We start from the raw sequence: 14,856 nt of genomic DNA, 5'->3' as shown, positions 1-14,856 counted from the left end.
GAGTTCTAGATAACAAAAAGGCGCTAAAGCGCCTTTTTTAATGAGTTGTTTTAATACGAAACCACTTTAGGTAAGTCTTAAATCTTAGTTTCAGGTTGAATCATATGAACATCACGTTGTGGGAACGGTATTTGAATATTAGCTTCATCAAGGGCTAAGTAAATAGCTTTGTAAGCGGTAAACTTGGCTGTGTATAAATTGACTGTAGGTGTCCATAAACGAATAGAAATATTAATAGCACTATCAGCAAATTCATCAATACCTATTTGTGGCTCACGAGTTTTACTCACCACTCCTGTTGTTGCAATTACTTTATCTAAAAGTGCGATAACTTCAATAGGGTTTTCGCTATAGGCAATGCCTACGTTTAATTCTAATAACGAATCATGAAGCGAATTTTGTAATATTTCGCCTACAATATGTTTGTTAGGGATCGTTATTCTTACATTATCTTCATCATAAATAATGGTATGCGCGAGTAGTACTTCTTTAACAACACCTGTAACACCTTTTACTATAATGGTATCGCCAACTACAAAAGGCCGGGTAATAATAATATTAAACCCAGCTGCATAATTTGATAGTAAACCTTGTAACGCTAATCCTGCCCCCAGAGAAACAGCACCAATAGCAGCTATAAATGGTGTAACACTTATACCTAATTTACCTAAGGCAATAATAGCAATCATGAGTACAAGTAACATACGACTGCTATTAGCAATAAAACGGCTTAATGTTACATCAAGATTATGGCGTTCACATACGCGTAAGAGCATGGCTGCTACTTTACCAGCTAAAATATAGCCGATAATAAAAATGATGATAGCGCCTACTATTTGGAAGCTATAATTGGTGAAAAAATCAATGACGATTTGATAAATATGCGCCATTTGATCTATTTCATTTTTTAATAAATTAGCTGGATTAATAACTTCTACCACTTTTTGTGATGTGGTTGCTGTATCGGTTACTTGTTCTGTCATTATTTATGTCTATTTCAGTTACTAAGGGATCTTATTTAAATAAGCGTTATGCCTTCAGGCGTAATTTTTACTTTACCTTTTTTAAGTAAATTACCTACGGTTGCTTTAAAGGTTTTTTTACTGACGCCCAATGCTTTTTGAATATCTTCAGGGGCACTTTTATCGTGTAATGGGCTTATGCCATTATGCTCGGCAATATAATCTAAAAGCTTTTGGCTAAAGTCTTTTACTTTGCCTTCGCCAGGACGAGATAAGCTTAAATCAATACGTTCATCTTCTCGTACTTGTTTGATATAGCCGGTAATTTTTTTGCCAATTCTTAATGGCTGAAAAATTTCGTTATCGTACAGTAAACCCCAATGTAAATTATTGATAATAGCTTTAAAACCTAAATCTGTTTTACCACCAATAATAAGATCAACTTTGTCCCATTTTTGATAATCAGCTGGCCATATATCAATAAATTTATCTAATTTACTTGAGGCAACAATACGTTCTGTACGTAAGTCTAAATAAATACGAACGAGATAATATTTACCTACTTCCATTTCAGTATGTTGTTCGTTATAAGGTACGAGTAACTCTTTAGGCAGGCCCCAATCTAAAAATGCCCCCATTTTATTAATAGCAGAAACTTTTAACGAAACAAATTGATCCACTTCACCTAAAGGTTGTTGAGTGGTTGCGGCAACTCTATCGGCTGAATCTTTATATAAAAAGACACTTACTTGTGAACCTGTAGTACAGCCTTCGGGCATTAAACGATTAGGCAGTAGTACTTCGCCTAAATCATCGGCATTTAAATATGCCCCTGTGTCATTTACTGTAATTACAGAAAGTGTATTAAATTTACCTAAGTCAGCCATTTATGTTCGCCGTTTTCTAGAAATAATAAGGGGATCATTTAATTACTTAATAATTGAATGATGTATTGTGACCTATAATACATCATCAGCTTAAGATGAGGGAGTATTTGCTAACTTTGTTTGAATATATTCGCTGTGTCTTAAATGTAATAAGTCAGCAATTTTACGAATAATATGTTCTTCTAACGTGGCAAGTTCGCCGTCAATATAAGCAAGCCTCCATAAATAGCCTACAATCTCCATGCGTTGTTCAATGGTGTAATGCTCGTTTACTTTACGAGTGAATTGGTAAAAGTCGGTAGCGTTATCACTTAAAGTTAAAGCTGTATTTACTATTTCGTCTATCTGATTATTTTGAAGTTGAAATTGTTTTGCAATAAAAGCCTTAAGTGATATTTGTTCTTCTTCTTGTAAAGTGCCATCAGCTTTCATGACTTCACATAAAAGTACAGTGCACGCTACTTCTAAAGAAAGTTCCTCTTTATCATTTTCTTGAAATGGTGTATTTAATTTTTTGAAAAAAGCATTAATTTTATCAATCATTTTAAATCCTTGTAGCTGGTATATATCGCGTTTAACAGTAAGTATATCGTTAATAATTAGCGTAAAAATTAACAAAGTAGTCTAATTCACTAGTTTTTATTTTTAAGTTATCTGATATTGGTCATTCTATATTGGTTTTTTTTAACTTAGTTTATTGTTTTTTAATGCTTTTATTTTATTATTTTTTAATGTTAGGTTTTGGTAATTATCGGCCTGAAATTTGTAACAAGCATTTGCAACGAAATTAGTTTTTGTATGCAAAAATTAGTTATTATATCTACATTAAAAAGAATGTTCTTAACCTTTAATATTCAGTTTTCTATAAACTGCACAGAAGGTTATTCACAAGAGGGTTACACTGTGACACGGAAAAAACAAATCATATTACCTATCGTAATTATTCTTATAGGTGCCATACTTTTTGTCGTTTTTAAAAACATGAAAAAGCCGCCTGAAGAAAAACCTGAAGTAGAAAATATTCCTATTGTTGCTGTTGAAGAAGTAACCGTGTCGCCAATGACATTAAAAGTAGAATCATACGGTATTGTATTGCCCAAATACGAAACGGAAATGGTAGCGCAAGTAAGTGGGCAAATTGTTGAGTTATCTCCTGTATTTATACGAGGTGGTTTTGTTAAAAAAGGGCAATTACTCGCACGTATTGATCCAAATGATTATCAAGCAGCGCTTATTGATGCAGAAGCTAATATGGCATCTGCAAAAGCGTCGTTAGAAAAAGAACGTGCGCAAGGTAAAGTCGCTGAAAGTGAATGGAAAAGTATTACAGATACTTCTCCAACTGAGCTTAGTTTACGTAAGCCGCAATTGGCGCAAGAAATTGCCCGAGTTAAGTCAGCGCAAGCCTCTATTCTTAGAGCTAAACGAAATTTAGAACGTACAGAGATCCGAGCGCCGTATGATTCAATGATTGAAAGTCGAATGATTGGTTTAGGCTCATTCGTTGGAACAGGTACTAAAGTTGGAAAGCTTTTAGGAACAGGAGTTGCGCAAATTCGTTTACCTGTAGCCGACAGTCAACTGCAATTTTTAGATGGTAATGGTGTTAATTCTACCGTTTTACTCGAAGGGACTTATTCTGGCGCGACTAAAGAATGGACAGCTAAAATAAACAGAAGTGAAGGGGTTATTGATACAACGAGTCGTATGAGTTATTTAGTTGCTGAAATTCAAGACCCTTATTTATTAAGTTCTCACAGCGAAAATACTTTGCCACTAAGATTTGGTTCATATGTAAATGCTCACATTATTGGGCAAAGCCTTACTCAAGCGACATCTGTTCCTCGTTATTTAGTTAAAAATGGCCGAGTTGCCATTTTAGATGAAGAGTCTACATTACATTTTGCTGTGGTTGATATTGTTCGCCAAGAAGGCTCTAACGTTATTATATCTAGTGGCTTAAAGTCTGGTGATCGAATGATAGTATCAGCACTAGATTATCCTATAGACGGTATGAAACTGGCTTTACCCACTAATAAAAGTGAATTAGAAGAGAAAAGTGATGCAGACGAAACACAAATAGCGAGTGTTAAGGATTAATTATGGATAACACTAAAAAGGATAGTGCAGCTGTTAGCGATTCAAGTAACGATACAACAAATAAAGGAATTATTGCTTGGTTTGCTCGTAACCCTGTAGCTGCCAATTTATTAATGATTTTTATTTTAGTGGGAGGTTTTTTAACGGCCTTAACCATTAATAAGCAAATGTTTCCCCAAGTAAAAATAAATTGGATTGAATTTAGAGCCCCTTATCCCGGAGCTGCACCGCAAGAGGTAGAAGAAGGGATCACCATTAAAATTGAAGAAGCTCTGGAAACCGTTCAAGGCCTTGACCGTGTAATTACCTATTCTAATCGAAATTCATCGAGTGGTTATTTTCGTGTTGATGAAAGTTATGATCCTCAAATTGTTTTGGAAGAAGTAAAGTCACAAATTGATTCTATTCCTAGTTTTCCTGATGGTATGGAAAGGCCTACTGTAGAGCGAATTAAATATAGACAAGAAGTTATGTATATCAGTCTTTATGGCGATGTAAGTAATGCAGAGCTTAAAGAGTTAGGTCGTAATATACATGATGAAATTCAGCAGTTACCTCAAGTTAATATTTCAGAGTTTTATAGTGGTCTTGGTTACGAGATATCGGTAGAAGTGAGCAAAGACAAACTTCGAGAATATGGACTCAGTTTTAACCAAGTTGCCCAAGCTATTCGTAGCAGTTCACGCAATATGTCGGCAGGGCAAATAAGAGCTGAAAATGGTTACATAAACTTGCGTGTTGAAGAGCAAGCTTACAGAGGATACGAGTTCGAACAAATCCCGGTGGTTACGCTGAATGACGGAACTAAAATTCTTTTAGGTGATATTGCTACCGTTAATGATGGCTTTCAAGAAGGCCTTCAATATTCTAAGTTTAATGGCCAAAACTCTACCACCTTTTTTATTGGAGCTGCAGATAACCAAAGTATCACTGATGTAGCTGATGTGGTTAAAGAGTACGTCGCTGAGAAATCTAAAGTACTCCCTGCTAATATTCATATGGAAACATGGGTCGATTTAACCTACTACCTTGAAGGGCGTTTAAATATGATGCTCGACAACATGAAAAGCGGCGCCATATTAGTTTTCTTAATTTTGGCTGTATTTTTACGTGTACGTTTAGCGTTTTGGGTAATGATGGGGTTACCTGTGTGTTTCTTAGGTACTTTGCTTGTAATGCCTGCGGAATTTATTGATGTAACGATTAACGTAGTGAGCTTGTTTGCCTTTATTTTAGTGCTGGGGATCGTGGTTGATGATGCCATTGTTATGGGAGAAAGCGCCCATGATGAAATTGAAGCCAAAGGACATAGTATTGACAGTGTAATACGTGGTGTACAACGCGTAGCGATGCCTGCAACTTTTGGTGTATTAACTACTATTGCGGCATTTGTACCTTTTGTTTTAGATGACGGGCCTTCATCTGCCTTTGGTAAGGCAATAGGTTTTGTTGTTATTTTTTGCTTAATATTTTCATTAATAGAATCTAAGTTGATTTTACCCGCACATTTAGCGCAAATGAAACCTAAAGTGTTCAACCCTAAAAACCCTTTAGATAGGTTACGCAGAGCAGTAGACGGCGTATTAAAGCACTTTATTAAAAATTATTATACGCCTGCATTACAAGTGTGTATAACTTATCGTTACGCTGTGTTTATGTTTTTTATGAGCATATTATTAGTCAGTGCAGGTTTGTTTAATGGTGGTGTAATTAAATTTATTGGACAACCTAAAATCCCTCATGATTTTCCTCGTATTACTGTAGAAATGAATGTTGATAGTGCTGAAAAACAAACATTAGCGACCGTCTTAAATATTCAAAATATATTACAAGATGTTGACAGCCAAATAGAAAAAGAGTTTGGTACAAAAATGATCGCCGATGTAGAAGTGAGACTGCAAGGGCGAGTAAAAAGCGAGATGACTGTTAAGCTTGTTGATCCTACTGAGCGTGTAATGGACACGTTTGCGTTGGCTGACAGATGGCGTAAGGCTATTCCTAACTTTCCAGGAGTTAAGTCATTAACCATTTCAGATAACTTGTTTGGTAATGGTCGTGAAGATGGTGATATTGCTTTTAGACTTGAAAGCCAAAATGATCCGCAATTGCTATTAGCCGCTCAAGAGTTATCGAAAAAATTAAAAACCTTGAAAGGGGTTGGAGATGTTAACGACAGCCGTCAAACTAGCGCTAAAGAAGTGCAGTTTGAGCTTAAACCACTTGCGTATAGCCTAGGTTTTACAGTTGCAGATATTGCTTCTCAAGTAGGGTATAGCTTTTACGGATTAGAAGCTCAACGTATTTTACGTGATACCGAAGAAGTTAAAGTGATGTTACGTTATCCGCTAGAACAACGTAGTTCTATTGGTCATGTAAGTGAGGTGATGATCCAAGCGCCTAATGGTGCAGAGTTGCCGCTTTCTGAATTGGCCGATATAAAATTGACGGAAGGTGTTACGCGTATTCGTCGCGAAAATGGTAATAGAACCATCAATGTTTGGGCAAGTGTTGATGCTGAACAAGTAGAGCCTTTTAAAGTCGCAAACGATATCCGTGATAATTTTATTCCTGAACTTTTAAGAAAGTACCCTGCCGTTAAAAGTCAAATATCAGGTAAAGTTCAAGAGGAAATGGAAAGCGCAAACACCCAATTACGCGATTCTGTAATTTCATTAATGGTTATATTTTCGCTGTTAGCTGTGCCACTGCGTTCATATTCACAGCCGTTAATGATCATGACTGTTATTCCTTTTGGTATTGTCGGTTCTATTATTGGACATTTATTACTGGGTATGCAGCTTAGTACATTATCTGTATTTGGTATTATTGCCGCAGCAGGTGTTGTTATTAACGATTCGCTGGTGATGGTGGATTATGTTAATAACTCAAGAAAACAGGGTATTCGTTTACACGATGCGGTAATGCACGCAGGTAGTAAACGCTTTAGAGCTATATTGTTAACCTCGTTAACCACTTTTATAGGACTAGTACCCATAGTGTTTTTTGAGAAAAGTATGCAAGCTCAAATTGTAATACCTATGGCCGTTTCTTTATCGTTTGGTGTGTTATTCGCGACAGTAGTTACACTAATATTGATACCTATTCTTTATATTATTATTGAAGATATCAGAGGAATATTTACTCGTCGTAAACATACAGAAATAGATGAGAAACCTGCAACGCCACTTAATAAAGTGTTAACTGAAAATACGTTTGTTGATTAGGTGATTGATAGTAATGTATGAAAAAGCCATCAAATTATGATGGCTTTTTTTGTGTGCTTAGTCTGGTTATTTTACGCCTAACTCTTTTAAGCGTTCTAATAGATAGCTTTCTTGTGTATGTTTATCTGATAGTACAACTTCACTTCTTGGGTGAAGAAATAAGGGTAAAGACACTCTAGATTTTGACTTACTGCTACCCGTTGGATTAATAACTCGGTGACTTGTTGAAGGAAAGTAACCGCCTGAGGCTTCTTGTAACATATCACCAATATTAATAATTAAGTGCCCAAAGTCAGAAGGCACATCAACCCATTGATCATCAGTCCCTTGAACTTGTAAGCCTGGCTCATTTGCGGCAGGTAAAATGGTGAGTAAATTAATATCTTCGTGTGCTGCAGCACGAATAGCCCCCGCCTCTTCTTTGCCTTCAAACGGAGGGTAATGTAATACACGTAATAAAGTATTAGGTGTATTTTTTATCATATTTGATAAAGGCTCTGAATAATGTTTAGCAACATCTTCTGGGCTGTGTTTTTCAACCCAGTCGAGTAACTCTTCTGCTAAAGTCGAAGTTAATTGATAGTAATGTAATATTTCTTCTTTGAGTGCTGGCGGAATTCTTCCCCACGGATAAATATGAAAATATTCTTTAATATCTTTTTTTGCATGGCCTTTAGCTGTTTCAGAAATTTCGCTTGAAAAAAAACCATCTTGTTTTTCAGGATCAAAAGCATAGTGCTCTTTTTCTTCAGAATTAAAAAAATTTTGCCAGTTTTTATAAATTGATTCGACTAATTCTTGCTTAATAGGATGATTTATAAGTACACCAAAACCTGTGTTATGTAAGCTTTCAACAAATTTTTGAGGAGCATTTTCAGCTAGGTAGTCGACCACTTGAACATTCATTTATTTTCCTTAGAGTATGCATCTCATAACAAAAGGTTGAGATATTAAGAATGAATTTATTAAATATATCATGTGCTTTCACAGGTTAAAATTTTTACTTAAATTTAACTCTAGAGCATACAGTGATTACGTAGTTATTCAGGTACATTAAGTTTTTTTAATCGAGTTTTTTCGGTTTTAAAACAACAAGGTGGATATTTATCCTATTTAAGGTCAAAATAAACATATTATTTTAGTTTATAGTAAGTTGATTAATGGATTTATCTTCAGAAAATTTAGATGATTTGCGAGACTCTGAAAAAGAGCTTGTTAAAGAAGCTATTAAGCTGCGTGATAAATACCAACAATTAGAACGTCGTCATGATGTGCTATGTAAAATCAATCAGTTGTCGAGTGAAATTAACCAACTCCCGCTTTTTTTAAAACAAATTCACCTGATTATAAAGTCTTTTGCCGCAGCCGATAACATTTGTGTTGCGATTTTTGAACCTACTTTTCAAACAATAGAGTTCCCTTATTGGGTTGACGAAAAAACTATTTATCCTAATCAACCTGTTTCAGCGGAGAAATACAAAGATTCTCTCATCAGTTATGTTTTAAAAACGAAAAAGCCGTTGTTAGCAGATCAAGAAAAAATAAAGCAACTTATAGATTCGAACCAAGCTAATTTTATCAATAATGATACACACCAATGGTTGGGGGTTCCTTTACTTAAAGAAGGTTATGTTACTGGCGTCATCGCAATAGAAAGTCGTGATGAACATACAATATATGATGAATCTCAATTAGATATATTAAGCTTTGTAGCTCAACAAGTGATGTCAGGAATTAATTGCCTACAACATTTTGAAATATTAAATAAAGCGGTTGACGCACGTACCAGTGAATTGATGCAACACATAAGGGATCGTGAAAAATCTGACTTATTACAAGAATCATTATTTAAAATTTCAGAATTAACCAGTGATATTAAACTTGATATCTCTGATTTTTATTCCAAAGTGCACAATATTGTTGGGCAGTTAATTAACACAGCTAATTTCTATATAGCGAAACATTCTAGCGAATCAAACTTGTTAACTTTTGTTTATTATTCAGACCAATTACTAAGTAATGAAAGTCCTTATTTTAAACCTAGAATAATGTCGAACTATTTGACTGAATTGGTAATACGCAAAGGAGAAATGTTATTACTAAGCCATAAAGATATAGAAGCACTGTATCAGCGAGGAGAAATCGATGATTTTAATGATAAAACCACCACTTGGCTTGGAGTTCCTTTAATACATTCAGGTAATGTTTTAGGGGCTATGGTGATTCAAAGTTATCAAAATAAAATTGTTTATACAGAGCAAGATGCCGAGTTATTAAATTTTGTGTCTCATCATATTTCTTCAGCTATTAGGCGAAAAGATCTTATGACTATAGAGCGTCAAAGTCATGATATTTTAGAGCAACAAGTAAAACTTAGAACACTTGCATTAGAAGAAGAAATTGCACAGCGTAAACTCGCCGAACAGCAACTTACCCACACGGCTTCACATGACAATTTAACTGGGCTAGCGAATAGAATTATTTTTATTGATTTACTCAATCATGCTATAGCTTCAAGTAAGCGTTTTCCTGAACGGTTATTCGCTATTCTATTTTTAGACTTAGATCGCTTTAAAGTGGTTAACGACAGTTTAGGTCATCATGCTGGTGATAAGTTACTCAAAATTGTGGCTAAGGAATTACTTGATATTGTACGCAATAAAGACACTGTTGCGCGTTTTGGTGGAGACGAATTCGTTATTCTTATTGAAGATCTAGAATCTGAAGAAAGAGCTTACGAAGTGGCAGACAGAATAACTAAATTTTTATCAACCCCCTTCCTTATTGATGATCACCCTGTATATATTGGAACAAGCATTGGCGTATTATTTAATAACGAACGCTATGATAATGCTGATCTTATGTTACGTGACGCTGATATTGCCATGTATCACGCTAAAGAAAAGGGAAGAGGGCGATATGAAGTCTTTGACTCAAGCATGCACAGTAATATTCAAAATGCATTAACACTAGAAGCAGATATACGTGATGCAATAGAAGCCAAAGAGTTTATACCTTACTATCAACCTATTGTGCAATTAGACACAGGAAAAATAATGGGGTTTGAAGCCTTAGCTCGATGGGAAAGCGATAAAAGAGGTTTTGTATTTCCTGATGATTTTATTCCGTTAGCAGAAGAACGTAATTTAGTCATGGCGATAGATTTACAAATATTAGAAAAATCATGCTTACAAATAAAAAAATGGCAAAATCAATTTGGTTGTAAAAATTTATATATTAGCTGTAATCTTTACAGTGGCCACTTTTTTAAATTGTCGTTAGTAGACGAAATCAGCAATATACTCGACAATATTGGTATTTCTCCAAGTAATTTACGTATTGAGTTAACGGAACGTGCTTTATTAGATAATAGTGATATCGTTTTAGAAAATATGAAAGCACTTAAGAAATTAGGCGTTAAAATTCTTCTTGATGACTTTGGCACAGGTTATTCAAGCTTAAGTTACCTGCATTTGTTTCCTATCGATGTTTTAAAAATAGATCGTTCATTTATTACTAATGTACATGACGATACGAGTCATCAAGCTATCATTAAAACGATTATCGATTTAGCCACTAATTTAGATATGGCAACGGTAGGTGAAGGAATTGAGAGTATTGAAGATGCTAATATTTTGAAAGCAATGGATTGTCAGTTTGGCCAAGGCTATTATTTTTCTAAACCAATGAAAGCGAGTGACGCCGAATACGTTTTATTAAGAAGCTTTGGAGTGAAATAATGATTACCTATAATGAGTTACTTACAGCCAAACTTATTTTTTAGCTGTAAGTTTTCATAATTACCTATTACCTATTACCTATTACCTATTACCTATTACATCGTCATCAGCGATGCATTTCCTCCTGCTGCTGTGGTATCAATAGTTACTGTTTTTTCAGTCATCATTTTTTTAAATAATGAAATATAATCGTGTGTCGACAATATTGGTAAAATGGCTCCTTTCCTTGCCGAGATAGTCTTTTTAACGTAATTAAGTAAATGACTATTAGGCATAATTACTGCGCCATTTATGTGGTTATGCTGTAGTAAAGCGGTTAATGTATTAATATCCGTCATTTGAATAACGCCCGAAGGTAGCTCTGACTTTAATAATGCGTCGATAATACTATTAACGGCTTTATTTTTTGATGCGCTGTTAGCTACAATGACACAGTTGCCACATGCTATTGCTGCAAGTATTGATGTTAAATAAAACTCAAGATGACTCTCTTCACAAACCGGGTGAACTAATAAACCACGAGATTCTAAATGTAATATATTCGATTCACCTGTAGGTCCGGGTAAAAATGTTGGATTTTTAAGTGTATTTTCTATTTTAATTAACAGTGTTCTAATTATTGATAAACTCTTACTTAACTCGGTTTTATCGTTAAGTGTAATAGCATCATCAGACGCCATACGAGCAATAGCTTGTCTGATAATCGAGATACGTTGAGACAATGGAGTAAAGCCCCACGCTAGTTCTATATTTTTAGCATGAACAACTAGCGCTTCTACTTGAGTTACTTGTTCTGTTGTCGCACTAAGGTGAGTAATAAATGCATCGTTTACTACTTGAATTTTATGTGCGCTTTTAGCTAAATTGTGGTCAGAGGTATTTTGCACTAAACTTGTTAAATAGTTTGGCCCACCGGCTTTAGGTCCTGTTCCTGATAAACCTCTGCCACCAAATGGTTGAACACCAACAACGGCACCTATCATATTACGGTTAATATAAACGTTACCTGCTTTTGAACGTGCAGCTAAGTATTGGCTTCTTTCTTCAATACGAGTGTGAATACCCATAGTTAAACCAAAACCTGTTGCATTAATTTGGTCGATAACTTGCTCTAGGTGTTTTGATTTGTAACGAATAACATGAACAATAGGTCCAAATACTTCTTTTTTAAGGAGTGAAATATCACTAATTTCGTAAAGTCTAGGTGCGAAAAAATAGTGGTTGCTCACGTCAATGTGATCTGTGTCGCAAACATAATGTAAAGTTGATTTTTTTTCTAAATATTCTACGTGTTGAGTAAGGGCATTATGAGCTTTCTGGTCTATTACAGGGCCAATGTCGGTAGATAAGTAGCTTGGGTCAGCTACATGTAATTCTTTCATTGCGCCTTTGATCATATTAATGAGTTTATCGGCAATATCTTCTTGTACAAAAAGCACACGAAGGGCAGAACAGCGTTGTCCAGCACTTTGAAAGCCAGAAGCGATCACGTCATCTACGACTTGTTCAGGTAAGGCTGTAGAGTCAACAATCATGCAGTTTTGTCCGCCAGTTTCAGCAATTAATGGTATTTGTTCTGAATCGCGTTCAGCTAATTTTTGTGAAATCCAATTTCCTGTTTCCGTTGAACCTGTAAACATAATTAGTTTAATTCGTGCATCAGGCACAATGTGTTGACCTACTTCACTACCATGCGCTATAACTATTTCAACAACGCCTTTAGGCAAGCCACATTGCAGCATAAGTTCAAGGGTTCTTAAAGCAATTAAACTGGTTTGTTCTGCTGGTTTAGCAATTACGGTATTGCCCGTTACTATGGCTGCTGATATTTGGCCTAAAAAGATCGCTAGAGGGAAGTTCCAAGGGCTAATGCAAAGTGCTACACCTCTAGGGTGTACATCTTCATTTTTAAATATTTCAATAGCGCGTGCTGCGTAATATCGGCAAAAATCTACGGCTTCTCTTATTTCTGAGACGCTATCTGGAACTGTTTTACCTGCTTCTTTAATACACAGGGCGATGAGTTCGTCACGATTAGCTTCTAATGCATCTGCTGTTTTTAATAAAATATTCGCTCTTTCATTAACTTGCGTTTGAGACCAAGTATTAAAAGCTAATTCGGCGCTATTTATTGCTGACTTCATTCCGCTTTCGTCGAGGTGAGTAACATACCCAATAATATCGTCTATATTCGCGGGATTAGTTACCGCATGAGTATTCTCAGTTATAGATGATACGGATTGTGTTACCTTTTGAGCTTGTTGAGTAACATGGGTAAGCAAGTTGTCTCGCATCTGAATAAGATCATCAATATCTGTTAAATCAATACCTTTAGAGTTTATTCGTCCGGCTTTGCTTTCAGTTTGATAAATGTTAACCGACTGAGGGATATTTTCATTGTAAGCATTTTCCCATTGTTGAACGGTTTCAACAGGGTCTGACAGTAATGATTCAACGGGAATTTTTTCATCAACAATGTTGTTAACAAATGAGCTATTAGCGCCATTTTCTAATAAACGGCGCACTAAATAAGCAAGCAAGTCAGAATGTTTACCTACAGGTGCATAAACACGGCAAGGAATTTTTTTGTTTGCTACGACTTGATCGTATAAAGACTCCCCCATGCCATGTAAACGCTGGAATTCGAATCCTGAGTTATTTTCAGCCATTTCAATAATAGTTGCTACGGTATAAGCATTATGAGTAGCGAATTGAGGGTAAATAGAATCTCTATATTCTAGTAACTTTTTCGCGCAGGCTTGATAAGACACATCGGTTGCTGCTTTTTGAGTAAATACGGGGAAGTCGTTATAACCTTCAACTTGTGTATCTTTTATTTCGCTGTCCCAGTAAGCGCCTTTTACTAAGCGGATCATCATTTTTCTATTTAGTTTTTGCGTTAATTCTCTTATCCATTCAATAACATATAAACTACGCTTTTGATAAGCTTGCACAGCCATACCAAAACCATCCCAGCCATCGAAAGCACTATCACTGTATACAGCTTCAATTATATCTAATGAAAAATCTAAACGGTTTGCTTCTTCAGCATCTATCGTAAAGCCTATGTCGTATTTCATAGCAGCAAGCGCTAAAGTACGTAATTTAGGAACTAACTCATCTATTACACGTTGACGATGCGACAATTCATAACGTGGATGAATTGCAGAAAGTTTAATTGAAATACCCGGGCTTTTCATCGGGCCTTTGTTATTGGCGGCTTTACCTATGGCTTCAATGGCCGATTGGTAGCTATTAAAATATCGTTGGGCATCTTCCATAGTTCTGGCTCCTTCACCTAACATGTCGTAGGAGTAGGTATAGCCTTTAGACTCAGTATCTTTTGCTCTTTCTATTGCTTCAGATATTTTGTGACCCATTACAAATTGGGTACCCATAATTTTCATGGCGTATTTTACGGCTTGACGAATGACAGGTTCACCTAATCGGCCGACGGTTCTTTTAAGTAAATTTAGTTGGCTTTTGGGTTTGATAACGGTTTCGTCAGAATCTGAATAATTAACGATTTTTCCCGTGAATAAAAGCCCCCAAGATGAAGCGTTAACGAATAATGAATCACTATTGCCAATGTGTGAGCTCCAATCGCCTTTAATCAATTTGTCTCTAATGAGTGAATCAATGGTGTCTTTATCGGGAACACGTAATAGGGCTTCAGCTAAGCACATTAATACAACACCTTCATCACTAGACAATGAAAACTCGTTTAATAGTGCGTCTACACCGCCTTTGCCTTTTTGATCTTTTCTAATCTTAATCACTAATTGGCGTGAAAACTCCCAAGCTTTTGATTTTTTATCGACATTTATTTCTGCGATAGGAAGTAAAGTTTGAAGTGTTGAGTTTTCATCAGCACGATAATGGTCTCTAATTTTTTGACGCAAAGAGTTGTTTGTTTGTAATGAGCCGTTAAAAAGCATATATC

General features: G+C 35.6%; 8 protein-coding genes. 3 read left to right on the top strand and 5 right to left on the bottom strand.

The genetic code is table 11. The features are described from left to right. Positions 1-77: 77 nt before the first annotated feature. The 3 genes from B0X80_RS13200 to B0X80_RS13190 form a co-directional block, all read right to left on the bottom strand. Positions 78-983, bottom strand: coding sequence for a mechanosensitive ion channel family protein (locus tag B0X80_RS13200; protein WP_077340980.1), 906 nt, complete (start codon positions 981-983; stop codon positions 78-80). A 35-nt stretch (positions 984-1,018) separates the two neighbouring features. Beyond that, the gene (locus B0X80_RS13195) at positions 1,019-1,849 is read right to left on the bottom strand and encodes a CvfB family protein (protein ID WP_077340978.1); all 831 of its coding nucleotides are present in this window, start codon (positions 1,847-1,849) and stop codon (positions 1,019-1,021) included. Between the two features lie 90 nt (positions 1,850-1,939). Continuing rightward, the gene (locus tag B0X80_RS13190; protein WP_077340976.1) at positions 1,940-2,392 is read right to left on the bottom strand and encodes a tellurite resistance TerB family protein; all 453 of its coding nucleotides are present in this window, start codon (positions 2,390-2,392) and stop codon (positions 1,940-1,942) included. Positions 2,393-2,752: 360 nt separating this feature from the next. Here B0X80_RS13190 and B0X80_RS13185 point away from each other — a divergent pair, with 360 nt between their 5' ends. Both B0X80_RS13185 and B0X80_RS13180 read left to right on the top strand, forming a co-directional pair. Further along, positions 2,753-3,949, top strand: a complete 1,197-nt coding sequence (locus B0X80_RS13185; RefSeq protein WP_089024886.1) for an efflux RND transporter periplasmic adaptor subunit — start codon at positions 2,753-2,755, stop codon at positions 3,947-3,949. 2 nt (positions 3,950-3,951) lie between these two features. Next, on the top strand, positions 3,952-7,173 hold the full coding sequence (locus B0X80_RS13180; protein ID WP_077340974.1) for an efflux RND transporter permease subunit: 3,222 nt from the start codon (positions 3,952-3,954) through the stop codon (positions 7,171-7,173). Between the two features lie 66 nt (positions 7,174-7,239). Here the strand turns inward: B0X80_RS13180 and B0X80_RS13175 are convergent, their stop codons facing one another. After that, positions 7,240-8,079 (bottom strand): 2OG-Fe(II) oxygenase family protein, encoded by an 840-nt coding sequence (locus tag B0X80_RS13175; protein WP_077340972.1) that lies wholly within the window; start codon positions 8,077-8,079, stop codon positions 7,240-7,242. Between the two features lie 254 nt (positions 8,080-8,333). Here B0X80_RS13175 and B0X80_RS13170 point away from each other — a divergent pair, with 254 nt between their 5' ends. Beyond that, positions 8,334-10,913 carry a sensor domain-containing phosphodiesterase gene (locus B0X80_RS13170; RefSeq protein ID WP_077340970.1) on the top strand — a complete coding sequence of 860 codons (2,580 nt, stop codon included), beginning with the start codon at positions 8,334-8,336 and terminating at the stop codon, positions 10,911-10,913. Positions 10,914-11,008: 95 nt separating this feature from the next. Here B0X80_RS13170 and putA read toward each other — a convergent pair whose 3' ends face one another. Then, positions 11,009-14,851 carry a bifunctional proline dehydrogenase/L-glutamate gamma-semialdehyde dehydrogenase PutA gene (gene putA / locus B0X80_RS13165; protein ID WP_077340968.1) on the bottom strand — a complete coding sequence of 1,281 codons (3,843 nt, stop codon included), beginning with the start codon at positions 14,849-14,851 and terminating at the stop codon, positions 11,009-11,011. Between the last annotated feature and the right edge of the window lie 5 nt (positions 14,852-14,856).

Source organism: Pseudocolwellia agarivorans, assembly GCF_002000085.1.
In the GTDB taxonomy this organism is placed as follows: Bacteria; Pseudomonadota; Gammaproteobacteria; order Enterobacterales; family Alteromonadaceae; genus Pseudocolwellia; species Pseudocolwellia agarivorans.
Note: the sequence above shows the minus strand (reverse complement) of the source record. Positions and strands in the feature narration are given on the sequence as shown.

What these genes read in the sequence shown, in the direction of transcription:
- B0X80_RS13175 (WP_077340972.1), bottom strand. Translation starts at nt 8,079, where the DNA reads ATGAATGTTCAAGTGGTCGACTACCTAGCTGAAAATGCTCCTCAAAAA.
- B0X80_RS13170 (WP_077340970.1), top strand. Translation starts at nt 8,334, where the DNA reads ATGGATTTATCTTCAGAAAATTTAGATGATTTGCGAGACTCTGAAAAA.
- B0X80_RS13195 (WP_077340978.1), bottom strand. Translation starts at nt 1,849, where the DNA reads ATGGCTGACTTAGGTAAATTTAATACACTTTCTGTAATTACAGTAAAT.
- putA (WP_077340968.1), bottom strand. Translation starts at nt 14,851, where the DNA reads ATGCTTTTTAACGGCTCATTACAAACAAACAACTCTTTGCGTCAAAAA.
- B0X80_RS13200 (WP_077340980.1), bottom strand. Translation starts at nt 983, where the DNA reads ATGACAGAACAAGTAACCGATACAGCAACCACATCACAAAAAGTGGTA.
- B0X80_RS13180 (WP_077340974.1), top strand. Translation starts at nt 3,952, where the DNA reads ATGGATAACACTAAAAAGGATAGTGCAGCTGTTAGCGATTCAAGTAAC.
- B0X80_RS13190 (WP_077340976.1), bottom strand. Translation starts at nt 2,392, where the DNA reads ATGATTGATAAAATTAATGCTTTTTTCAAAAAATTAAATACACCATTT.